Origin of the sequence: Bacillus sp. AP8, from assembly GCF_000321185.1 — a bacterium.
GTDB lineage: Bacteria > Bacillota > Bacilli > Bacillales > DSM-1321 > Bacillus_AD > Bacillus_AD massilioanorexius.
In genome coordinates, this window is record NZ_CAPG01000078.1 from 41,126 (window position 1) to 64,125 (window position 23,000).

Here is a 23,000-nt window from a genome sequence, read left to right on the forward strand (position 1 = left end):
TTCAAAAGTTATATTCCGAACTAGTAATCAATCTAATAAATCCACTTTTTCCAAGCGCGGATTTGGCCTATATTTCCGCCCTTCTTTAGCTTGAGGTTTACCATTTAGCATAACATTATCCCCTGTAAAACTTACATTTACTTTAAGTAAACTACTCCCTATTCCATACATATCTACAGGAACGCCTTGCTTCTCAAACTCTTCAATTCTCTCAACTGTAAATCCACCACTAACCATTATTTTCACATGATGATAACCTTCGTCATCCAATGCTTTTCGAAGTGCAAAAATCAATTCAGCATTTACCCCTCTTGGGTCAAATGTACCTAATACATGCTGATTTCTCAAAAAATATTTATCAATTAGGGTTCTAGATGTATCGATACGAATCGCTTTTAACAAATCACCAAATTCTCTTGCTACTTTTAATGAATCTGTTATGACATCATTATTATAATCAACTAATGCTGTAAGAGTATCCTCAGGAAATTTCCTATGATACGCTTTACAGGCAGCAACTATATCACCATCAAATAGTTGAATAAGCGCATGGGGCATCGTACCCATACCTTGTTTACCCCACCATTCATTCATTGCATGAGTAGCTTGAGCTGTTGATCCACCTATATATGCAGCATATCCGTCCCCAGCTTGTTGCGTATAATGATCATCCCTATCTCCCATAAAGATAACCGGTTTTTGAACACCTGAACTTTTTGCCGCTTTTACAACATTATATACATTCGTAGCTACAGATGTTCTACGAGATAGAATTCCATCAATTAAACCTTCTAAGAATCCAAAGTTTTGATACTGTCCCTTTATTGTTAATACAGATTCAAAGGGTTCGACCATATCACCATCACTTAAAGAGTATATTTCAAGCTCTTCTGGTTTAGTAGCAAATTCTTTAATCAATGAAATTACTTCATCTGTCCCACATAGTACAGCTTTTTTCCTTTGAAAAAATTGCATAACAACTTCGTTTTCAGGACAAAATTCTTCTGCAATCTCTTTTGCCTTTAAAAAATATACAGCAGAAAACCAACCATCTTTAACACGCGAATCAAATTTAAACGTTCGATTCGTCAATCTGTTAATCTTCCCTTGAAGTTTTAATTCGATTTCCTTCATAACCAATATATCCCTCTTTTTTCATCGTATGTCGTACAAATCAACACGTATATTAAGAATACCACTTTATGTTTTGACAAACGATTTTTAAGCTTCACTTTATTGTAAAACTTATATATCAGGATAAGTCTCAAACGTTCTATTTTAATCTATTATCGCATTTGCTTCTCTTGAAGCTGAACCCATTCTTCCATGTCAGCTTTAGTCATGAGTACATCGCGTGGTTTACTACCGCGAGCTTCTGATACGATACCATGGCTCTCCATCATGTCTATTAATCTTGCAGCTCTATTGTATCCAATATGAAACCTTCTTTGCAGACTAGATGTTGAAGCAGCATTTTGATCGACAATAAATTCACATGCATCAAAAAACAATTCGTCTCTTTCATCCGAAACTTGTGCCTTTGCCAATAAGTCATCTTGTTGGAATAAGTATTGTGGTTCTTGTTCTTTTTTAACAAAATTAACTACATCCTCGATTTCTTCATCGCTAACGAATGTTCCTTGCAATCGAACTGTTTTTGAAGAACCATTTTCCAAAAACAACATATCGCCTCGACCAAGTAGTTTTTCAGCTCCTACACTATCAATAATTGTTCTAGAATCTACTTGTGAAGAGACAGAAAAGGCAATTCTTGTTGGAATATTAGCTTTTATTAAACCAGTAATAACGTCAACGGAAGGCCTTTGTGTCGCTACAATTAAATGAATTCCACATGCTCTCGCCTTTTGTGCAATACGACAGATTGATTCTTCAACCTCAGCCGGAGACATCATCATTAAGTCAGCTAATTCATCGATAACAATAACAATATAAGGCATCTTATCAGCCAATTGTCCTGCTTCCTCGGCTTTTTTATTAAATCGTCCAATATCTCTTACACCAGCATGAGCAAATTTTTCATATCTACTTTCCATTTCATCGACAGCCCATTTTAAAGACGCAGTAGCAGCTTTCACATCCGTAATAACAGGACTTACTAAATGTGGAATATCATTATATGGCGCTAACTCAACCATTTTAGGATCAATCAACAATACTTTAAGCTCTTGTGGCGTCGCCTTATACAGGAGACTCACTAACATTGTATTAATACAAACACTCTTCCCGGAACCCGTTGCACCTGCAATCAATCCATGAGGCATCTTACGCAAGTCCGTTACTACTGGAGATCCTGTAATATCTAATCCCAAAGCAACAGTAAGAGGAGATGAACTTTCTAAAAAAGCTGGACTGTCCAAAATCTCTCTTAAAAAAACGGGTCTGCTCTTACGATTTGGAATTTCAATACCAATTGTATGCTTACCCGGTATCGGTGCTTCCATTCGGATATCTTGAGCAGCTAAGCAAAGCTTTATATCATCTGTTAAATTCGTTATTTTATTTACTTTGACACCAGCTTCTGGTTGGACTTCAAACTGTGTAACAGCTGGGCCTTGAGTAATATTTACAACTTTAGCTCGAACATTAAAGTTATGTAATGTTTCATTTAACATGAAGCCTTGTTGATCTAACCAAGTATCGTCATTTTCACCTTCTATTGCTGGATGTAACAGTTGCAAAGATGGAAACTGATAATAAGGTAAATCTGAATCTATTTGCTTTGGTTCTACCTTGTTATCAATGGCTTCTACCTTTGGTTCCTCAAATTGAATCGTTTTTTTTTCAGACAAATTTGTTTGCTTATTTAACTTTGCTTTATCTTGTCTAAGCATTACAACATTAAAAGGGATATGTTTCTTTTTCGGACGTTCAATAGGGTCATTAATAGAGTCTTCAACTATTAATGAAGCACTTTCAGAGACATCATAGTTTGCTTCGTCAGCTTTTGCTACTCCAGCGTCCTTTTCAGAATCTATTTGATCTTCCACAAAATTATTATTTTGGGAATCCACACTTTGTTCCTTTTCATCAGCTTCTTCAATAAGAGGAGCTACTACCAAACTATCAGCTAAATATGCTTCTTCGTATAAGTCAATTGGTGACTCAGTATGCTCTGCAGTTAATTGAGAAACTTCCTCTTGGCCTGAAGATAAAGTAAGTTCTTCATCTACGGATTCTAACAAGGTATCCTGTTCTATTGCAGTTGCAGTATAATGTTTTGCTTGTTCTGTTTGCAATTGAATCTGAGAGATTGCATCGCTTTCAATTGTCATTTCATCCTGCACTTGATTACTGAATTCTTTTTTCATTTCAGGTTTATCAAGTTGTTTTTCAGTGATAGGAGCATTTGCCTCTACCTCTTCTACTCTTCCAATTATGTTTTCATTAGAGACTGATTTATTAGTTTCCACTTCTAAATAACGATCATTAGATAGAGCAACTTTACTTTCTTCTACTCCACCGTTTTTTTGTACGTTGTCATAAATTTGCTTAGAATCGGCTTGGGTATGATCCTTCTCTTTAGTAGCATGAGAATATCGTTCTTCATTCACCTTAACAGATGAAATCTTTTGCTCTTTTTCTTCCTCCATTTGCTTAAGAGGCCTTTGTTGAAAACCATACACAGGTGAAGGTGTTTCTGTTGGGCGAAAAGGTCTTTTTTTCTCCTTAATAACCTCTTTTCGAGCTGAGAGTACAGGCTCTTTTTTTATTGTTCTTTTTTCATTATTGTTTTCTCGATGAGTATTAACATTTTGCCTGTTTACCTTCGGCTTCTTTCTACCTTCATTTGACTGATCAATAGGTAAAGGAAAACGGAATTCTCCCTTTGGATATTGGTAATTTATTTTCGCATTTATATCTTTAGATTTCGTTTGGAAATCATGTAAATCATCTTGTTTTTTAACAGCAGCAGCTTTTTTAGGTTGAGTAAAGAATTGACTTTGGTGTTCATTTGTTATTTTTACACCTTTATCTTTTAATGCTTTTAAGTCAAGTTCTTCATCATCTTGAAGAATGATTTCTTCAATTTCGTATACTGCATCGGCTTTAAACCACTTTTTCAATTTTTTAAGCCATTTCAAATAAATCACTCTTTCTAAAAACTATTATTCATCTCTTTATTTTAGCAGTATTTTTGAAAATTTCGAGTAAAAAAAAAAGCATCCCAACTAGTGGACCTTCCAGCAGTGTCACTTTTTTCCTAAACGCCGCTTATGGATAGATAATCAATCCATGAATTTCATACTATTTTCTTATCCTCTAATTTAAATACAACAAGATATCAGATAAAAATAGTCGTGAAGTTTGGATTGATTCACTTTGGGATAGCCTTTATGTTTATTTGTTTGTCTTGTTTTTTCCTAATATAAATATCGGTTCAAGTCTATCATCATGATAAAGGAATGATAACGCTGTAATTGGTACATGCCCACTTGCAAAAAAGCTCATACACATTTGCGCAAGTACATCATAGCCTGTATCGTTTCTAATATCAGCAACAATACATACATCTCCATGAGGAACAGCTACAGCCATATCGCCTTCTACTTGACTTCTCATGTACTTTAACCATTCTTCATTCAAAATTTTACTTGCATCATACCCATCTTTTGAACTAACAAAATAAAATATATTACCAGCAACAGTATCTCGTGCCGTTACTAATGATAGCTTATTTAAATTATCCATAGCTCGTAACTTAAGTTTCTCAACTGACCAGCCATTTTGTTCAAGCATAGGCTCTGTTATCAATCGATAAGTATTACCTAAATCAAGAGCGTAGTACACTCTTGTTTCTGCAGTATGCTCATCTGTAACAAATGCAATATCATCTTGATCCTTCATCGGAAACGATGTACTTCTTATGACTGGATAAATATGTTCTTCTTTATTCTCAAGGCTCTGAACATTTCCCATCACTTGCAATGCTTCAGTAACATAATATACCGTTTCTTGAATTGTTGCATCCAAAGCAACCTCAGCTTTAGCAACGATTGGTGGTAAAGATATGGTAATGCCTTTTTTAGTTGTACTATTTTCTATTCTCAATTCTTCTTTCTCAGCATCATAAGAAAATGTACGATTATTATCTTGCAGCTGCTCACAAAGCAGATTTTTTATTTTTTTACTAGTTATCTTCATGGCTCTTCTCCTTGAAAGAGAATTTATAACGATTGTAAGAAGCTTTGAATTTCTTCTTTTGTTTTACGGTCTTTATTAACAAATCTACCTAATTCCGATCCAAAGCTATAGACAACAAAACTTGGGATTCCAAAAACATCATTTTCTGCACATATATCTATAAATTGATCTCTGTCAACATAAACAAAAGTATAATCTTCAAATTCCGCTTCAATTTCTGGCATAAATGGCTCAATAAATCTGCAATCTGGGCACCAATCAGCTGAAAATAAAAATACAACCTTACTATTGTCTTTTAGCTCTTTAAACTGCTTTTCACTTTCTAATACTTTCATCAAATGTACCCTCCAGAATCTTAATAATCTTTATAATACAGTAATCATAACAAAGATTTCTTTCAACTCCAACATATAAGAAAAGCATAAGTGTCTTAGTCAACTCTGATTAGCTAATAAAGTACTATTTTTCATCAGAAACCAAACCTAATGAACTACCATTATCTAAAATAACTCAAAGTAAAATAGTTATTTAGTTATATTAAAATCTCTTTTTAATGAGAGAAGAAAAACTATTATATGTCTTTATACATTGTCTAATGATAAATAAAAATCTATAATAGTATTTATTTCATATATTGTTAAATATTGAAAAGGGGACGATATAACTATTATGAAATCTATCCGAGCAAAAATTATTTTTATTCTACTACTTTCAACGATTGGAATGATTTTATTTTTTACTATTCATACCATTTCAAACAACTTAAAAAATCAAAAAGAGAAAGAAATTCAAGCTTTATCTGAAGCTGTTATTATTAGTAAAGAAATTAAAATTGGAATGACGCAATTTCTAAGAAATCAGCAACAATACATATTAAATCCTCAAGAAAAAATATCGAAACAAGTAATAACTGAAATTGAACAAATGGAAAAGAGTACGAAAAACTTTAATAAAAAATTTAGTAAAAATAAAGACCTAAAAAAACATATACATGCTATTGAACAAGGAATCTTAGAATACCAATTAAATTTCAAAACGTTAGATGATAAATATAAAGAAATTGGTTATAATCCGAACGAGGGACAGCGTTTAGAAACAAATCAAGCAGCTAAACAATTCATTCTTCTTACTAAAAAAGAAAAAAAGCAAGCTATTGAGAAGCAATTTGATTCATTAAGAACGCTAGAAAATCTCTATTACTTAACAAAAAATGGAGATATATACATTCAATTTACTAATAATTCTAAAAAATTGGATAATGATTTAAAATCAATCCCTTCTATTCAAGATCAGTTCAATCAGTACTTATGGAATTTTTATATAACCATCGCAACATATCAAGAAACAGATAGATTCATGGATAAATTTGATCATAGTACTAAAACGATTGAATCCGAAGTTTCTTTATTAGAAAAAGAGGTTTCTGCTCAAAAAAAGTCACTGCAACTGTCATTAGATAAGAAAAAAAATCAGCTTTCAACTCTTCTTTTTATACTAAGTTTAGCTATAGTATTTCTTCTTTTACTTATTGGATATCTCTTAACGACTTCCATACAAAAATCTATTCATCAATTAAAAGAGGGTGCAGAAAAAATAGGTGCTGGCAATCTAAGTTATAGGGTTGATGTATCAACGAAGGATGAGATTGGAGAACTCGCTCATACATTTAATGATATGGCTAGTAAAATGGAAAACACCGTAAGACATGTTTTACAATCAGCGGAACAATTAAATTCAGCATCCCAACAACTAGCTGCTATTTCTGAGGAGACAACAGCTCAATCAACTGAAGTTCATGCTGCTATCAAACAAGTAGCTGTTGGAGCCACTCAACAAACTAGTAAACTTGAAGATGGAACAGAAATTGTCAATCAAGTATCATTAGCTATTCATGAATCAGAAACCTTAAGTAAAAATATCTTTGAAACAGCAACATTGACAGAAAAACAAGGGCAGACTGGGATTGAGATCATTAACGAACTTGAAAATATATCTAAACAGTTTTTATATTTGGCAAATCATGTAACTACACAAGTACAGCAAGCAGCTGCAAAATCGACTAATATTTCTAGTATTGTTTATACGATACAAGAAATAGCTGAAAATACGAATTTACTTGCTCTAAATGCTGCTATAGAATCAGCGAGAGCTGGTGAAGCCGGAAAAAGTTTTGCAGTCGTTGCTAGCGAGGTAAGAAAGTTATCCGAAAGAACGAAAACGGAAGCTTTACATATTCAACAATTAATTAATGCGATGAATAATCAAATGAACATTCTTTTAGCCGATTCTGAAAAGTTTAATGAATATAAAGAGACACAAAGTCAATCAGTTATGTCTACTAAGCAAGCTTTTAATACAATCGTTCATTTTATAATGCAAATTACAGAAAAAATGAAACAAATTCAAAATTCCATTCATGATATCCATCAATCTAATCGTAACCTTGATGGGAAACTGAAAGACATTTATCTTATTTCTGAACAATCCACTTCCGTATCAGAAGAAGTAAGCGCATCAAGTGAAAGCCAGCTTCATGCAATATCGCAAGTAAGTGAAGCAGCCACACAACTTAGTTTCATAGCAAATGATTTACAAAATACAATTAGTTCATTTCATATTCATTCACACGAAGATTCCTTAGATAAATGAGAAAAGAAGCTAAGCATATCAGCTTTTTTAGAAAGTAGTAAAAACACACAAAAAACATAACATTTTTTAAAATCAAAAACGTAGGGCTTCTCAAAAGGGATTTTAAACCCTTTTGAGACAGCCCTATTGTTTAATGGATGAAGCGATTTTCATCATCTCTTCAGCATATTTGGTAATATCTTTCGAAGTTGTTTCAGTTGTTACCTTTACTCCACCTACTGCAATCGTTAACTCGTATTTATCTGATGAGATTTCTCGAATGGAAACCACACCTATTCTTCCTTCTTGTTTAAAGACCGTATAGTCTAAATACTGATCATTATTTTTTTCAACACTTTCTTTAATCACAGTACTAGTTTCCTTTTCATTTGGATTAATGAAAATAAGTACTGGATTATCTTTTTTCTCTAACATAATATTATATTCTTTCTCTTCTTTTACCTTATAGCCAGAAGGTAAGAAAAACTTCGTATCGCCACTTTTCGTATTCGTTTTTTTCGGAACATCCATAAACGTACTTTCTGCCGCGTCCATTGCTTTGTCTTTTTCTTCTTCAATATTCTTAGAACAAGCTGAAAGAAGCAATAATGACAAGCACACAATAAGGAGAAAAGAAAGTCTTTTCCTTACTCTCATATATTTCCACCTCATCTAATCCATACTATTATAGCCCTTGTATTCATATTGACCCATAAGCATTTTCATAATATGCTCAAACATTTGGCTTCTCGTTATCGCTTCATTCGTAAAAATGCCTATAGCTCCTTCTTTTTTTCGTATATTTTTTTGTTTTGTAAAGTCATCCATTATCGGACCAAGTTCTTCCCCTAATAAGAGTCTTTCTGTAATTTCTTTTGGTAATGGAATTCTTGCTCCTCCAGCTATAATAGGTTCTTTTCCATCTATTACTAATGCTCCCCAATTACATAAAAATAATCCGTATGAAGTTTGAACGACTCCACCTTCTAAGCCAATACCTATTTGAGCTTCTGTTTCTCTCAAACATGCTTGTGCCCGATTAATAGCTCCTTGAATCGTTTCCTCATCAGAAAATGGCTGCTCCGATACACCTGAAGAGACATTCATTGGGATAATCTGATTATTTCTTCCTGTAAATGTTTTTTGGACAGCTTCAATTTTAGCTGGATTATTACTTCCAATCGCAATTTTCATCGTTTATATCCCTCTAATAGCATCTACAGTTGCTTGATCTGTTTTTCTAACAAGTGTAACCAGTAATTCTTTTGCTGCCTCATAATCATCTACTGAAATGATAGAAGCATGAGTATGTACATATCGAGAGCATATCCCTACGAAAGCACTTGGCACACCATCATTACTTATATGCACTCGTCCAGCATCTGTCCCACCTTGGGATACAAAATATTGGTATGGAATGTTATTGGATTCAGCTGTATCTAAAACAAATTCTCGAATCCCCGTATGCGTAACCATTGAACGATCAAAAATTCTAAGTAAAGCACCTTTTCCAAGCTTACCAAAAACATCCTTATCACCTGACATGTCATTAGCAGGACTAGCATCGAGACAATAAAAAATATCTGGTTTAATCAGATTAGCAGCAGTTTGTGCTCCTCTTAATCCAACTTCTTCTTGTACAGTTGCACCAGAATATAAAATATTCGGTAATTTTTCATTTTGAACTTCTTTTAACAACTCTATAGCTAAACCGCAGCCGATACGATTATCCCATGCTTTCGCTAAGATTTTTTTCTTATTAGCCATTGGTGTAAACGGACAAATTGGAACAATTTGTTGTCCTGGCTTAATTCCAATTCTTTTTGCATCCTCGGCATCATCTGCTCCAACATCAATAAGCATATTTTTAACATCCATTGGTTTTGAACGTTGTGTTTCATCTAATAAATGAGGTGGTATAGATGCTATTACACCAATAATTGGACCCTGATCAGTAATAATCTGTACTCTTTGAGCAAGTAAAACCTGGCTCCACCAACCTCCTAACGTTTGAAAGCGAATAAGACCGTTGTCAGTAATGGAAGTTACCATAAATCCTACTTCATCCATATGGCCACCGACCATAACGGTAGGTCCTGTTCCATCTCCTACTTTCACCCCGAAAATACTTCCTAATCCATCTTGAACAATTTCATCACTGTATTTTGAAAGCTCTGAACGCATAAATTTACGAACTTCATGCTCAAAACCAGAAGCTCCTGGAAGTTCTGTTAATGTTTTATATAGATGTAAAGATTCTTGGTTCATAGTTCTACTCCTTTATTATCTGAAATGTCTTTATTTCTTTTATTTTACCGAAAGATATACCCTGACACCAACAAATTACCTGGAAATTCTATAGGATCTTGTAAAATCTTATTTCCTTTTATATGTAAAAAGAAAAGATTCATATCCGTTTTCGATCAAAAAATGTTAAATTGAAGTTGTTACTATACTCTTGTATACTTAATAGAAGAATATAAAGAAGTTAAAACTTAAATTTATTCTGAAAATGTAATCGTTACAATTACCACCAAAAGATAAAAAAATGAAGTGCCAACAAGTAAGGAACAGTTATGCCCTATATCCTACAGCTCCAACTAAAGTAAGACGAACAACCAAAAGTTGGTTTTTAACCTTTGGAACGATTTGATAAGCCATTGATGGAATAGGCACTCACGCTAAATAATACTACAGGATTAACACATACATTTCGTCATATTACTATTAAAAAAATCCTAATAATACTCTCTAGAATTATATATTTATAATTCAGAGTAAAAAAGACCATCCATGGTGTTACTCTCTATATTCTTTTATAAAACATGTAGATTAAGATGTTTTGCTACAAAATTGTGGGAGGAAATGAATAATGAAATGGAAAGATTTAGCTCTTGGAGTGGCAATTGGTTTTGCATGTGGATACGCAGCAAAATGCACAGTAGAAAAATACGCGCAGCAATCTCCTGATGAAATTTTATCAAAAGTAAAAAATGCAATGAAACAAGAAGGCAAAATTATCGGTTCTTGGATTTTAATGAAGCCTGAAAAATATGTAAAAAGCGGGCTAGAATACGATGTATTTAAAGGCGGATTAACAAAAATCACTGATGATGAGCAAAAACAATTATCATTCGTAGCAGACGCTTCAACTGGGACCGTTATTGAAATAAGTGAGCAATAGCTCCAATTATACATCGAAGAACTGTGGATTAGCCCCATATTTCTTCAGTATCTTTTAGAAGATATATCAACCATTCAAAAAGGCTGTGAAAAGAGATTTACTATTCTTTTCACAGCTTTTTTTGAGAATTGTCGTTATAGCGAGAATCCTCCTAATTTCGTTTCCAAGTATTCGGCTATACCTTCTTTACCACCCTCACGACCAAGACCACTTTCTTGCATTCCTCCAAACGGAGCCGCTGCAGCTGTAGGGTTGATGTCATTAATTCCAATTATTCCGAAATTCAACTGTTCAAAAGCTTTCATGGCTTTTGTAAGGTTATTCGTATATACATATGCAGCAAGTCCATAGTTCGTATCATTTGCCATCTCTATAACTTCATCAAAATGCTTATAGATAATGATAGGAGCAACAGGTCCAAACGTTTCTTGACGATATATCTCCATATCCTCGATTACCCCAGATAAAATAGTTGGAGCGTAGAAAATTCCTTTATCTAGTTCATTTTCTGTCAGTCTTCGGCCACCTGTAATGACAGCAGCCCCTTTCTCAACAGCATCACAAACCTGTCGATCAATTTTTTCGATTGCTGCCTCATCAACTAAAGGTCCAATGCTAATTCCTTCTTCTAATCCATTTCCCGCTTTTAATTGCTCTACTCTTTTTTTCAAGGTGTTAATAAATTTTTCAGCAATGGATTCATGTACAAATATTCGATTAGGACTAATGCATGCTTGACCAGTATTTAAAAATTTAACAAGAGACACACCCTTAGCAGCATGTATTGGATCTGCGTCCTTTAAAACGATAAAAGGAGCATGCCCACCCAACTCCATTGAAACTCTTTTCACCTGCCTTGCCGCTTTTCCCGCAATCATTTTGCCGACTTCTGTTGATCCTGTAAATGTAATTTTTTTCACCGCAGGATTTTGTAAAAACTCTTCTCCTATCACTTCTGGCTGAGAAGATGATAATAAATTTACTACTCCTTTTGGAATACCTGCATCGGCACATATTTTCATTATTTCAATTGCACATAGTGGCGTTTGCTCGGCAGATTTTATGACGATTGAACATCCAGCAGCTAATGCCGGAGCCAACTTTCTTGTAATCATAGAAATAGGATAGTTCCACGGAGTGATTGCCCCTACCACACCAACAGGTTGATGACGAACAATAAATCTTTGGTCTAATCTCGGAGCTGGAATCGTTTGCCCATATACTCTTTTCGCTTCTTCTGCGTACCAAAGAAGGAAATCAAGTCCATATTTGACTTCATTTCTAGATGCTTTTAAAGGTTTTCCTTGCTCAATCGTCATTAACCTAGCTAATTGTTCACTACGATCCTTCATAATGTTGTAGGCTTTGTATAAAAATTGTGATCTTTCGTATGCAGACAGAGCAGCCCATTTTGGAAATGCTTCCTTAGCCGCTACAATGGCAGCCTCGGCATCTTGCCTATTACCATCTGCTACCTCTCCAATTTTTTCACCAGTTGCTGGATTATATACGGAAAACAATTGATTTGATACAGATTTTCTCCATTCACCATTAATGTATAGCAATACAATCTCCCCCTGATTCTCTCTTTACAAACTACAACAAATCATCTTTTACTAATTATACCTATATTGGTTATAAATAACATTTCAATTCATCATCTATTTAGCTTGATTGCGATACTTGCTTTTCTTCTCTATATTTTTTATTATTTTTAACCCAATTTTTTTCTAAAAGTAGCCATAATACAATCCCTACTCCTAGACCCCATGCAGCTCCTTTTGTCGCTAATACCGCTCCGATAATAACAGCAATTCCTTTTTCTAAATTACCTTTATCATTTAAAATTTCCATTGCTAAATATCCGCATAAATATCCTTGGATCATCATCGTTAATGCCATACCAATATTAATTCCTGGTTGAAAAAGAGAGACGACTGGTCCTAATAATAAAGCAAAGCTCATACCCCAGAAAATACCGGTTGCTCCTCCCCAATAGCTCTCTACCTGTGATCGATTATTGCTCATAAAACGGTTAAGGACTAATACTTGCCCTGCAGTCCATTGAGGTCCTGATAAAGAGAGAAAAGGCATAAATAATGCTTGAATAAAATTGCGAATAGACACTATGATGCTGTTTCTACTAGCTTGAAACACTATTTTTTCATCTACTCGAACCTCATTTGCTTTTTTCAGAAGAGAGCTTATCACCAAAACGTCCCCAAAAGCGATAATATAAGCCGCTATAGCTAAAGGAATTGCTTTCAAAAAGTATGAAAAATCAGGAAAACCAATACTAAAAACACTGTAATTTGTGAAGATTTCTCCAAGAGGTAGGGCAACAATTCCCCAGTTTATTTGAGGTGTAGAAACTTCTCCAATTATCATCCCAAATATATAAGCCAACGCAAATGGAATAGCGATTCCAAATTGAGCCACATATCTAAAAAAAGAATATTTTTCTCTAAGCGGAGCTGCCGTATTTGAAAACATCATAAAGAATCCAAAAGCTGCACCAAGCAGAATCGTAATCGGCATTGTCCATACACGTCCGTCTGCCGAAAATTCTTTAAATACAGCCGCAAAACCAGCGCCTAATAATATACCTGCCTTTAGAGATGTAGGTAATTTTTTCACTAATACATCTGCCCCTTTAAAAATTCCCATTAACAGAAATATCAAGGCCACAGTAAATTGCAAAGCAATTAACGCAAGAATTCTTTCTTCTCCTTCAGGAAACCCTGTTAAAAATCCAACATAGAGAGGTATACCTGCAGTAATCCACCCTGCAATAGAAGGATCACCAAAATGAGTATGAAGTAAATAAAGAAAATTATTGATTATTACAAAAGCAATCGCTAATTCAAAAGGAATACCTAAAACATCCATCATTATCGCGGTAATACTCATAGGAACTACACAAAGAATAGCTCCCTGAATCCAATCAGGAAATTCCATTTTATAATGAATAAAAGGTAATCTGAGCTTTAACGCACCTAACATATATGGTTGTTCAGTACCATCTTTCCTTTTTTTATACATTCCCATCCTCATCTCTCCTTCGACAATTGAATTTCCTAAAGATTGGATCCTTATTTTTATAAAGTAAATCTAGTTGGAAAATCATTTTACCGTTTGAGCTTTTATATCTTTCATGAAATGTAATAATTCCTTAATGAACGAGTCCGGACTCTCTAACATAACATAATGCCCTGAACCACTGATTTCTACTATTTTCATATCAGGTTTTAACTCTTTTAACATCTCAACTGATTTACGAGGTAAAAGCTTATCCTTATCACCCAAAATGGCACAAATAGGGATTTGAAGCTTTGATAATGATACTTTACCTTCTTTATATTCCTGACATGCTTTAAAATCTGCATAAGCAATCTCTATGGGTACGGATGCTAACTCTTTCCGCTCCTCTTCTATTAGCTCTTTACCAGCATCTTGATGATAGGAAGCATGAAACAAAGATTGTGGGTACTCCCCATTTGCTAAAGTTTCTAATAATTTTGGATGTACAGGAAGTTCATAGAAGCTAGCAGCTAGAACGACTCCTTTTATTTGATTATTTCGATTGGCTAATTCTAAAGCAATTAGACCTCCCATTGAATGTCCGATTACGATTGTATCTTCCATTATCGATTGGTCAATATATGCTGCATAATCCTGGATGGATGTAATAATGTTATACTCGTTATCACCATGACCTGGTAAATCAATGACATCATAAGAGACTCCTTTTAAATGCTCACCAATCGCTCTCCATTTATTTTTTGTGCCACCTGCACCATGAATAAATAATAATTTCAATTCTACCGTCCCCCTAATAATGTTTTAGCAATTACTACTCGTTGAATTTGATTTGTTCCTTCATAAATTTGAGTAATTTTTGCATCACGCATCATTCTCTCAACTGCGTATTCATGAATAAATCCGTACCCACCTAACAATTGAACAGCATCGGTCGTTACTTTCATAGCCACATCTGAAGCAAACATTTTGGCCATCGAGGATGCTTGGGTTAACTCAGCATTTTTACCAGTAGCAGTTAACTCATTTACTTTAGAAGCAGCTCTATAAACAAGACCTCTTGCCGCCTCAATTTGAGTTGCCATATCTGCCAGCATAAATTGTACTCCTTGAAAAGAAGCGATGTTCTTTCCAAACTGCTCTCTTTCTTGAACATAGGATAAGGCTATATCAAATGCTCCTTGAGCAATCCCCAAGGCTTGAGCAGCTACGGTTGGTCGAGATTTATCGAACGTTTTCATGGCTATTAACCAGCCATCTCCTTCTTCACCAATTCTATTTTCAACAGGAATCATGCAGTTTTCAAAATATAATTGTGCCGTGGGTGACCCTTTAATCCCCATCTTTTTCTCTAACTTTCCAATCTGAAAACCTGGTGTATCTTTATCTACTACAAATGCTGAAATACCGTGATTTGTCTTGGCAAACACAGAATAAACATCCGCTACTCCACCATTGCTTATAAACATCTTTTGACCATTTAATATATAGGAATTTCCATTACGCTCTGCTCGTGTATTTAAGCTTTTTACATCCGAGCCTGCCTGTGGTTCAGTTAAAGCATAAGCGGCAATTTTTTGTCCTGTTGCAAGAAGAGGTAGATACCGTTTTTTTAGTGATTCATCTCCTCCTATCATAATAGGTAAAGTTCCTAGTTCTTGAACAACTGCAACCTGCGAAGATGAGGCACAGACTCTTGCAATTTCCTCAACTATTAAACAAAAACTTAATAAATCTAGACCTGCTCCCCCATATTCTTCAGGCATATTAGCACCAATATAACCGTATTCACTTAAAAGATGTAAGACATCCATGGGATACTCTGCATTTTCATCAATTTCCATCGCTCTTGGTTTAATTTTTTGTTGTGCGATTCGATGAATTTCTTGTTTAATTTCAGTATGCATCTTAGACAATTCGAAACTCATATCGCTCCCTCCTCACTCATATTGATTAGTTGTTGTACAAGAACAAACTTTTGCAGCTTACCACTAGTTGTTTTCGGAAGACTATTAACAAAATAATATTCACGTGGACGTTTATATTTGGCTAACGCTTTACCTTCTAATAAAAATTGGTCTATTATCTCTTCAGTCAGTTGACTTCCCTCTTTATTTACTATAAAAGCAACCACTTTTTGTCCCCATTGAATATCTGGTTTTCCTATAACAGCTACCTCTAATACATCAGGATGCTCAAGTATTCGATCTTCTACTTCTCGAGGGTATACATTTTCAGCTCCAGAATTAATCATGTAATCCATACGATCTTTAATCCATACGTAACCTTCTTCATCTTTATAGCCCATATCCCCCGTATGATACCAACCATACGCCATTGCTTTTTCTGTTGCTTCTGGTCGATTATAATAGCATTCCATCATACAAGGTCCTTTCACTAGAATTTCACCAGTTTCTCCAACCGTGCATTCATTATCAGGATTACTCACCCCTTCTTCAGGAACTCGTGCAATAACTAATTGATGAGTTAAAATTGTTTTACCAGCGGAACCAGCTTTCCCTAATTGTTCATCCGCATATAGTACACTCATTACAGGTCCCATCTCAGTTGTACCAAACATTTGAATAAGATCAGCATTTGTCTTTTCTTGAAAACGCTTGATTAGTATTGGAGCCATTGAAGCGCCTCCATAGCCTAGTAACCGCAAACTATTAATGTTGTAATATTCAAAATTCTTAACATTTAATAATAGATTAACCATTGTCGGTGCAGCAAACATATGAGTCACTTTTTCTCCCTCAATTGTTTCCATAACTTGTTCAGCCTCAAAATGATGTAAGATAATATTGGTTGCTCCAACCATAACTCTCGGTAAAAAGGAAGTATGGAGCTCTGCCGTATGATTTAAAGGTGCCACGGAAAGTCCTATATCATCTTTACTTAGCTTCATACACTCAATCATAAGAAAATTATGATGAACCATGTCTCGATGCTTATGGAGAACTCCTTTTGGACTTCCAGTTGTACCGCTTGTATACATCATAATATATCGATCATTTTCGGAGACTGACACATCAGGCTTTACATCATCTCCATCATTCATTAATTGATAAAAATCAAGGTCTTGTTCGCTACCATTTGGATCTGTGTACACATAATTTAAAACATTCAATCCAAGCTCTTTTGCGTCATCTACAATAGATCTTACCTCTTTTTCAAATAACAGAACTTTCGAGTTAGCATCATTTACGATAAATTGTAACTCACTCGCAGTGAGACGGTAGTTGATTGGATTGAAAATAGCTCCTATCTTTGCCGAAGCAAACAATGCTATTACAAATTCACTGGTATTATAAAGAAATGTAGAAACAACATCTCCCTTTTTCACACCTAATGCAACGAGGGAATTCGCAAACCGATTCACGTTCTCATTCAGTGCTTCAAATGAATATTTTTGATTTTTTTCTCGATAAATCAACGCCGTTTTGCTTGGATAATTATGTGCAGACCATTCTAATAATTCTCCAATGGTAGTACTCATCTTTTTTCCTCCCTTTTAACATCTCTCATGCAAAGGCGACTATGACTACTAACATGTCGCCCCTTTACTATTCATAATCCAGAAAAAATATTTTTCTTACTTAATAGCTATAAAACCCTTTACCTGTTTTCCTTCCTAAATGTCCTGCTCTCACTAATTTTCTTAATAAAGGAGCTGATCTATATTTCGAATCTTGTGTATCTTCATAAAGTGAATCTTGCACTAATAAAAGTGTATCTAATCCAATTAAATCAGCTAATGCAAGTGGACCTATCGGATGGTTTGCACCTAGCCTCATACCTTGGTCGATATCCTCCGCACTAGCAACTCCTTCTTGTAAAACAAATATGGCTTCATTAATCATTGGAACTAAAATACGATTAACTGCAAATAAAGGAGACTCTTTTACATCAATCGCTGTTTTCCCTAAAGACTCCACTAAGGCTTTAGAAAGCTGATACGTTTTTTCTGATGTATCATAACCACGAATCAATTCCACGAGTTTCATTACAGGTACAGGATTAAAGAAATGAAACCCCATTACTCTCTCTGGCTTTGTTGTGACACTTGCTATTTCTGTAATACTTAAACCAGACGTATTACTAACGATAATCGCATGGTCTTTAACAATTTCATCAATAATTCTAAATACTTCTTTCTTACTTTCTATATCTTCAATAATAGCTTCAATCACACAATCTGCGTTTATAAGACTTTGCCATTGTGTTGATGTAGTAAGCCTGGATTGATAGCCATTTTTTTCAGCTTCTGTAATCTTTCCTTTTGCTATTGCCTTATCCCAATTTTTATCCATCTGGTTTAAACCACGTGTAAAATATGTTTCTTCTTTTTCAATTGCAATGACTTCATAACCTGCTTCTAAGCAAACTTGTGCAATACCAGACCCCATTGTTCCAAATCCTATAATACCGATTTTCTTCATTTAATTTCTTCCTCCCGTTGATATAAAGTGCTAAACCAACTGACAAGCAGGGCCAACATAAAAAGCACACTTGAACCGTCATTGTAAATGTATACCTCCAGCCAATATATGGCTTCTATCAGGTAAGGTATATGACGACCTTGATTGAGCGATTTAGCTAAAGACTATTAATCTAGCAATAAACATAGACTTTTTTCGATTAACATAAAACTTTATCTTCCTTTAAACACTGGTGTTCTTTTTTGTAAAAAAGCTCTTACTCCCTCATCCTTATCGAATGTTGCACAAAGATCTCCAAAACATTGAGCTTCATACTTTAACCCATCAGAAAGAGATACTTCAATTCCTTCATAAACAGCTTTTTTTGCTTTTTGAATCGCTATTGGGCCCCTTGAACTAATAATCTTAGCTAACTCTAATGCTTTGCTATAGGAATCTATTTCTGTAACTTCTTCTACTAATCCAATTTGATAAGCTTCTTCAGCGGACAATGTTTCTCCAGTTAAAATCATCTTCAATGCTTTTCCTGTTCCTATTAATCTAGGAAGACGCTGTGTACCACCATACCCCGGAATTATGCCTAACTTCACCTCAGGTAACCCAAATGTAGATTTAGCTGTTGCAATTCTAATATCACATGCAAGCGCTAGCTCTAGTCCACCTCCTAAAGTAAAGCCATCGATTGCAGCAATCACTGGCTGTTTAAGGTTTTCAATGGCATTAAAGATTGATTGTCCTCTAAGGCATAATTCTTCCCCTGTTTCAGGAGTTAAACCAGGAAATTCTTTAATATCTGCTCCGGCAACAAACGCTTTTACACCTGCTCCTTTAATAATGACCACATGTATCTCTTCCGAAATCTCCTCTACTATTAGCTGTAATTGATTCAATACTTCTTGATTTAATGCATTAACAGGTGGTGAATCAATCGTTATTACCGCAATATTATGTACTTGCTCATAAGCAACCTTTGACATACACTCATCTCACTTTCTATTATCGATAACTTTATAATTTGCAATTTTTGTGCCAAAATTTAACATGACATTAAGTAAGATTTACATACATGAATAAGTCAAAAGTATTTCCAAAAGAAATGATTATGTATAAAAAAGAAACAATTGTTTCTTTTGGAAATACATGTGGATTGTGAGTTACTTTCTAATTGATAATTTATTTCTGAAATTATATAATTTTCAAAAAGGGAGAATAGGGTGTTTGCGTATGGAGATCTTTTCTTTAAGTGGACCAAGTGGAACTGGAAAAAGTACATGTGCACTCACATTTGCTCATCAAAAAAAAATACCTGCCATCATTGATGACGGGTTGTTAATTATTAATGGATATAGAATAGCTGGTACATCAGCTAAGTATGAAAAAAACTCACTTTCAGCAGTAAAAAGAGCTATATTTTTTGATGATACTCATGCTAAGGAAGTCATGAATGCACTAAAAATATTTTTCACAACGAAAATACTCATTATCGGTACATCTGATAAAATGACTAAAGCAATCGCCGAGCGACTACAATTAGGAACGATTAATTATTTTTTTCATATCGAGGATATTCGCTCATTAAGTGAAATAAAAATGGCACAATACGTTAGAAAAACAGAAGGCAAGCATATAATTCCCGTTCCATATAAACAAGTAGAACAAAACTTTTTTAAAAAACTCATACAAAAAGGAATGGAAATCTTTTCGAAAAAAGAAAGAATTGGTGAGACAACGATTGTTCATCCAGACTTTCATCGTAACTCGATTTATATTGATAAAAAAGTATTTAAAGATATTATTGATTTTACTTGTATACAGAACAAGTATGTAAACTCTTGTGATAATATTCAGGTTCACATTGATAGTTATCCGAAAGTAAGCCTTAATGTAGAAATTTTCTCTCCTTCTTCATTTAATATATTTGAAAAAATGAAAGAGCTCCAAAATGAAATTCAACAAAATTTTCTATTACATTTAAATATTGATTTAATTTCTATTGATATTCGTGTTACATCCACTGTAAAAATGTAAGAAGTCAAAATGAGGCGTCCAAAAGTGATTTACTATCACTTTGGACGCCTCATTCATATTACAAAATTTTTTGAACTTTTCAGTCAACCTCTAATAAACTAGCTAGATTACTTTTGAGGCGTTCTTCTAATAAATCGTGGTGGACGTTTTTCAACAAACGCAGCTACACCTTCTGGAAAATCATTATGATCTACAAAAGGCGTTGATCCTTTCCAAAGATCTGGAACACTATCTAGACACTGTTGTACAGATTGTTTAATCGCTAATAGGGAAGCAGGTGATTGAGAAGCCACCAAATTTCCCATTCTGATAGCATATCGATCTAAATCCTTTTCTTTGATTAAATAATTTAGCATACCTACTCTGTGAGCCTCATCTGCTTTAAGAACTCTACCTGTATATACTAAATCTTTCGCTAAGCTTGGACCAATCAAATTAACGAGTCGTTGAGCAAATTTATTATTTAGTGTAATACCTAATTTTCCAACTGGAATACCTAATTTGGCTTTCTCTGATCCAATTCGTATATCACATGCTAACGCGAGTTCAAGTCCTGCACCCATAGCCGGTCCATTAATCACTCCTATTGTAGGAATTGGCAGATGTTCAAATGTAGAAATTGTTTTCTCCATCAGAACAAACGCATTTTCTGCCTCTTCAAGCGACATTTGATGAAATTCCTTAATATCAGATCCTGCAGTAAATTGTTCTCCTACTCCCCTTAAAAGTAAAACCTTATTTTTGGGATTATCCAAAACCTTTAAAGCAATGTCTGATAATTGATTCCACATATTTGCTGTTAGGGCATTACGCAAATGGGGACGATGAATCGTAATAATAGCTAATCCAGCTGTTTCTTGTAATACAATTTTGGCTTGTTCATTTTCCATTCTTTTTATGTTTACTTGCATATCTGTCGGCCTCCTCAAATTTACGATCTTTTTATGACTGTTAAACGCACTTACATTTATATTAATGCAAGTTACGTGCCGTATAATGTAAACCTTCCCAAATAACTTTCAGTATTTATTAAATATTTAGAAAACTTTATAACCACTACTTTTATTGAATATTGTATTTTTTTAATTTAGAATAAAAGGACTTTCTGCTAATACCAAGCTGTTGTATCGCTTCAGATTTTGTTTTACATTTTGTCAAAACCTTCTCGATATGATTTTTTTCGATTACTTCTAGTATATCAGTTAAGTTGTTAGAAGTATCTATTGAAGGATAATATAATTCATTTATAGGTTCCACCTGTTCAAAATATTTTTGATTGTCTAAGAATCTTTCTGGGAGATCCGAAACCTCAATATACCCTTTGTTACAAACCGCCACCATTCTCTCTATCGTGTTCACCAATTCTCTTACATTTCCAGGCCAATCATGCATCCTCATTTTATTAAAAACACTTTCTAATATAGTGACTCGCTTATTATATTTATTACAAACATCTTCTAGAATTATTTGTGTTAAATATTCTAGGTCTGCTTTTCTATTTCGCAAAGCTGGTATATGAATTGGAACTACATTTATTCTATAATATAAATCTTCCCGAAACTCACCTTTTTGAATCATCTCTTCTAGATTGCGATGCGTAGCACATATAATACGTACATCTAAAGGGTAAAATATTGTCCCACCTATTTTTTGAAATTGCCTTTCTTGAATGACTCTTAATAGCTTAGATTGATTACTAAATGACATTTCACCAATCTCATCTAGCAACAAAGTTCCACCATTTGCCATTTCTAAAAGCCCTTTTTTCCCACCTTTTCTAGAACCCGTAAATGATCCTTCTTCGTATCCAAACATCTCACTTTCAAACAGCGAATCTGGAACAGATGCAATATTAATTGGAATAAAAGGAGAATTATTACGATTACTCGCTTCATGTATAGCTTTGGCAAAGACTTCTTTTCCCGTCCCACTCTCTCCGCGTAACAGAATGGTAGCATCCGTACTGGCAATTTGTTTAGATAATAAAACAGCTTTTTGCATCTCTATCGATTCGCTTTCTAATTTAAAGAAGTTTCTTCTATCTAGTTGCTTCTTTAAATCCTTTAAGTCCCTCTCATACTTCGCTATTTCTTCTTGCAAATGTGTAACCTCAGAAATGTCTTTCATAATGGTTACAACACCAATCATCTTACCATTTTCAATCAATGGTGAAATATTTGCACAAACATCTTGTTTTAGAGAATGTACATAGCTGCAATCATTAATTCTTGGGATACCATCTTTTAGTACTGTCAATATTCTGGAATTCGCTTCGATATCGGATAATTTTCTACCAATAATTTTTTTTGCTGGCACATTAAAATTTGAGGAGTATGCTTTATTGATATAAACAATTGTGCCATCATTTATAATTACTATGACTGCATCATGAAGAGACTCGAGAATAGATAACAAATGATTTTCCAATCTCATATTTATAGAACTCTCCTTTACAAATCCATTCATAAATTTGCTTTTGATATATCAAAACAGAACGGGACGTTAGTAAAAAC

Annotated in this window: 19 protein-coding genes; 3 read left to right on the forward strand and 16 right to left on the reverse strand. The window is 34.2% G+C overall.

The features are described 5' to 3' along the window. Positions 1 to 27: 27 nt before the first annotated feature. The 4 genes from BN349_RS18880 to BN349_RS18895 form a co-directional block, all read right to left on the reverse strand. A complete protein-coding gene (locus tag BN349_RS18880; RefSeq protein ID WP_026089390.1) occupies positions 28 to 1,134 on the reverse strand; it encodes a nicotinate phosphoribosyltransferase in 1,107 nt (368 codons plus the stop codon). Positions 1,135 to 1,286: 152 nt separating this feature from the next. Next, entirely contained in the window at positions 1,287 to 4,103 is a 2,817-nt protein-coding gene (locus BN349_RS25060; protein WP_019243908.1) for a DNA translocase FtsK, read from the reverse strand. A gap of 256 nt (positions 4,104 to 4,359) precedes the next feature. Further along, positions 4,360 to 5,163 (reverse strand): DUF1444 domain-containing protein, encoded by an 804-nt coding sequence (locus tag BN349_RS18890; protein ID WP_019243909.1) that lies wholly within the window; start codon positions 5,161 to 5,163, stop codon positions 4,360 to 4,362. A 23-nt stretch (positions 5,164 to 5,186) separates the two neighbouring features. Further along, the gene (locus tag BN349_RS18895) at positions 5,187 to 5,498 is read right to left on the reverse strand and encodes a thioredoxin family protein (protein WP_019243910.1); all 312 of its coding nucleotides are present in this window, start codon (positions 5,496 to 5,498) and stop codon (positions 5,187 to 5,189) included. A gap of 334 nt (positions 5,499 to 5,832) precedes the next feature. On the opposite strand from BN349_RS18895, the gene BN349_RS18900 reads away from it, so the two are divergent. Next, positions 5,833 to 7,812 (forward strand): methyl-accepting chemotaxis protein, encoded by a 1,980-nt coding sequence (locus tag BN349_RS18900; RefSeq protein WP_019243911.1) that lies wholly within the window; start codon positions 5,833 to 5,835, stop codon positions 7,810 to 7,812. 123 nt (positions 7,813 to 7,935) lie between these two features. Here the strand turns inward: BN349_RS18900 and BN349_RS18905 are convergent, their stop codons facing one another. The 3 genes from BN349_RS18905 to BN349_RS18915 are packed head-to-tail and all read right to left on the reverse strand — an operon-like array spanning position 7,936 to position 10,059. After that, positions 7,936 to 8,448, reverse strand: a complete 513-nt coding sequence (locus BN349_RS18905; protein WP_019243912.1) for a hypothetical protein — start codon at positions 8,446 to 8,448, stop codon at positions 7,936 to 7,938. 15 nt (positions 8,449 to 8,463) lie between these two features. Next, a complete protein-coding gene (locus BN349_RS18910) occupies positions 8,464 to 8,985 on the reverse strand; it encodes a DUF84 family protein (RefSeq protein ID WP_019243913.1) in 522 nt (173 codons plus the stop codon). Between the two features lie 3 nt (positions 8,986 to 8,988). Beyond that, on the reverse strand, positions 8,989 to 10,059 hold the full coding sequence (locus BN349_RS18915) for a M42 family metallopeptidase (protein ID WP_019243914.1): 1,071 nt from the start codon (positions 10,057 to 10,059) through the stop codon (positions 8,989 to 8,991). Positions 10,060 to 10,663: 604 nt separating this feature from the next. Here BN349_RS18915 and BN349_RS18920 point away from each other — a divergent pair. Continuing rightward, complete coding sequence (locus BN349_RS18920) at positions 10,664 to 10,975, forward strand: PepSY domain-containing protein (protein WP_019243915.1); 312 nt, start codon at positions 10,664 to 10,666, stop codon at positions 10,973 to 10,975. 134 nt (positions 10,976 to 11,109) lie between these two features. On the opposite strand, the gene BN349_RS18925 is transcribed toward BN349_RS18920, so the two are convergent. From BN349_RS18925 to BN349_RS18955, 7 genes are all read right to left on the reverse strand, one after another. Further along, positions 11,110 to 12,540 carry an NAD-dependent succinate-semialdehyde dehydrogenase gene (locus BN349_RS18925; protein WP_019243916.1) on the reverse strand — a complete coding sequence of 477 codons (1,431 nt, stop codon included), beginning with the start codon at positions 12,538 to 12,540 and terminating at the stop codon, positions 11,110 to 11,112. Positions 12,541 to 12,640: 100 nt separating this feature from the next. Further along, positions 12,641 to 14,023, reverse strand: coding sequence for a hypothetical protein (locus BN349_RS18930; RefSeq protein ID WP_019243917.1), 1,383 nt, complete (start codon positions 14,021 to 14,023; stop codon positions 12,641 to 12,643). 75 nt (positions 14,024 to 14,098) lie between these two features. Further along, positions 14,099 to 14,794 carry an alpha/beta fold hydrolase gene (locus tag BN349_RS18935; RefSeq protein WP_019243918.1) on the reverse strand — a complete coding sequence of 232 codons (696 nt, stop codon included), beginning with the start codon at positions 14,792 to 14,794 and terminating at the stop codon, positions 14,099 to 14,101. A 2-nt stretch (positions 14,795 to 14,796) separates the two neighbouring features. Continuing rightward, positions 14,797 to 15,942 (reverse strand): acyl-CoA dehydrogenase family protein, encoded by a 1,146-nt coding sequence (locus BN349_RS18940; RefSeq protein WP_019243919.1) that lies wholly within the window; start codon positions 15,940 to 15,942, stop codon positions 14,797 to 14,799. After that, positions 15,939 to 17,516, reverse strand: a complete 1,578-nt coding sequence (locus tag BN349_RS18945; RefSeq protein WP_019243920.1) for a long-chain-fatty-acid--CoA ligase — start codon at positions 17,514 to 17,516, stop codon at positions 15,939 to 15,941. The genes BN349_RS18940 and BN349_RS18945 overlap by 4 nt, the downstream gene beginning before the upstream one ends. Before the next feature lie 100 nt (positions 17,517 to 17,616). Further along, on the reverse strand, positions 17,617 to 18,459 hold the full coding sequence (locus BN349_RS18950) for a 3-hydroxyacyl-CoA dehydrogenase NAD-binding domain-containing protein (protein ID WP_019243921.1): 843 nt from the start codon (positions 18,457 to 18,459) through the stop codon (positions 17,617 to 17,619). Positions 18,460 to 18,671: 212 nt separating this feature from the next. Beyond that, complete coding sequence (locus BN349_RS18955; RefSeq protein ID WP_019243922.1) at positions 18,672 to 19,436, reverse strand: enoyl-CoA hydratase/isomerase family protein; 765 nt, start codon at positions 19,434 to 19,436, stop codon at positions 18,672 to 18,674. A gap of 247 nt (positions 19,437 to 19,683) precedes the next feature. Between BN349_RS18955 and BN349_RS18960 the strand changes: the two genes are divergently transcribed. Then, positions 19,684 to 20,487 carry a hypothetical protein gene (locus BN349_RS18960; protein WP_026089391.1) on the forward strand — a complete coding sequence of 268 codons (804 nt, stop codon included), beginning with the start codon at positions 19,684 to 19,686 and terminating at the stop codon, positions 20,485 to 20,487. Between the two features lie 107 nt (positions 20,488 to 20,594). Here BN349_RS18960 and BN349_RS18965 read toward each other — a convergent pair whose 3' ends face one another. Further along, complete coding sequence (locus BN349_RS18965; RefSeq protein ID WP_019243924.1) at positions 20,595 to 21,398, reverse strand: enoyl-CoA hydratase/isomerase family protein; 804 nt, start codon at positions 21,396 to 21,398, stop codon at positions 20,595 to 20,597. A 151-nt stretch (positions 21,399 to 21,549) separates the two neighbouring features. Beyond that, the gene (locus BN349_RS18970) at positions 21,550 to 22,920 is read right to left on the reverse strand and encodes a sigma-54 interaction domain-containing protein (RefSeq protein WP_019243925.1); all 1,371 of its coding nucleotides are present in this window, start codon (positions 22,918 to 22,920) and stop codon (positions 21,550 to 21,552) included. Between the last annotated feature and the right edge of the window lie 80 nt (positions 22,921 to 23,000).

What these genes read in the sequence shown, in the direction of transcription:
- BN349_RS18905 (WP_019243912.1), bottom strand. Translation starts at nt 8,448, where the DNA reads ATGAGAGTAAGGAAAAGACTTTCTTTTCTCCTTATTGTGTGCTTGTCA.
- BN349_RS18880 (WP_026089390.1), bottom strand. Translation starts at nt 1,134, where the DNA reads ATGAAGGAAATCGAATTAAAACTTCAAGGGAAGATTAACAGATTGACG.
- BN349_RS18965 (WP_019243924.1), bottom strand. Translation starts at nt 21,398, where the DNA reads ATGCAAGTAAACATAAAAAGAATGGAAAATGAACAAGCCAAAATTGTA.
- BN349_RS18895 (WP_019243910.1), bottom strand. Translation starts at nt 5,498, where the DNA reads ATGAAAGTATTAGAAAGTGAAAAGCAGTTTAAAGAGCTAAAAGACAAT.
- BN349_RS18945 (WP_019243920.1), bottom strand. Translation starts at nt 17,516, where the DNA reads ATGAGTACTACCATTGGAGAATTATTAGAATGGTCTGCACATAATTAT.
- BN349_RS18915 (WP_019243914.1), bottom strand. Translation starts at nt 10,059, where the DNA reads ATGAACCAAGAATCTTTACATCTATATAAAACATTAACAGAACTTCCA.
- BN349_RS18970 (WP_019243925.1), bottom strand. Translation starts at nt 22,920, where the DNA reads ATGAGATTGGAAAATCATTTGTTATCTATTCTCGAGTCTCTTCATGAT.
- BN349_RS18930 (WP_019243917.1), bottom strand. Translation starts at nt 14,023, where the DNA reads ATGGGAATGTATAAAAAAAGGAAAGATGGTACTGAACAACCATATATG.
- BN349_RS18920 (WP_019243915.1), top strand. Translation starts at nt 10,664, where the DNA reads ATGAAATGGAAAGATTTAGCTCTTGGAGTGGCAATTGGTTTTGCATGT.
- BN349_RS18890 (WP_019243909.1), bottom strand. Translation starts at nt 5,163, where the DNA reads ATGAAGATAACTAGTAAAAAAATAAAAAATCTGCTTTGTGAGCAGCTG.
- BN349_RS18910 (WP_019243913.1), bottom strand. Translation starts at nt 8,985, where the DNA reads ATGAAAATTGCGATTGGAAGTAATAATCCAGCTAAAATTGAAGCTGTC.
- BN349_RS18940 (WP_019243919.1), bottom strand. Translation starts at nt 15,942, where the DNA reads ATGAGTTTCGAATTGTCTAAGATGCATACTGAAATTAAACAAGAAATT.
- BN349_RS18960 (WP_026089391.1), top strand. Translation starts at nt 19,684, where the DNA reads ATGGAGATCTTTTCTTTAAGTGGACCAAGTGGAACTGGAAAAAGTACA.
- BN349_RS18900 (WP_019243911.1), top strand. Translation starts at nt 5,833, where the DNA reads ATGAAATCTATCCGAGCAAAAATTATTTTTATTCTACTACTTTCAACG.
- BN349_RS18955 (WP_019243922.1), bottom strand. Translation starts at nt 19,436, where the DNA reads ATGTCAAAGGTTGCTTATGAGCAAGTACATAATATTGCGGTAATAACG.
- BN349_RS18950 (WP_019243921.1), bottom strand. Translation starts at nt 18,459, where the DNA reads ATGAAGAAAATCGGTATTATAGGATTTGGAACAATGGGGTCTGGTATT.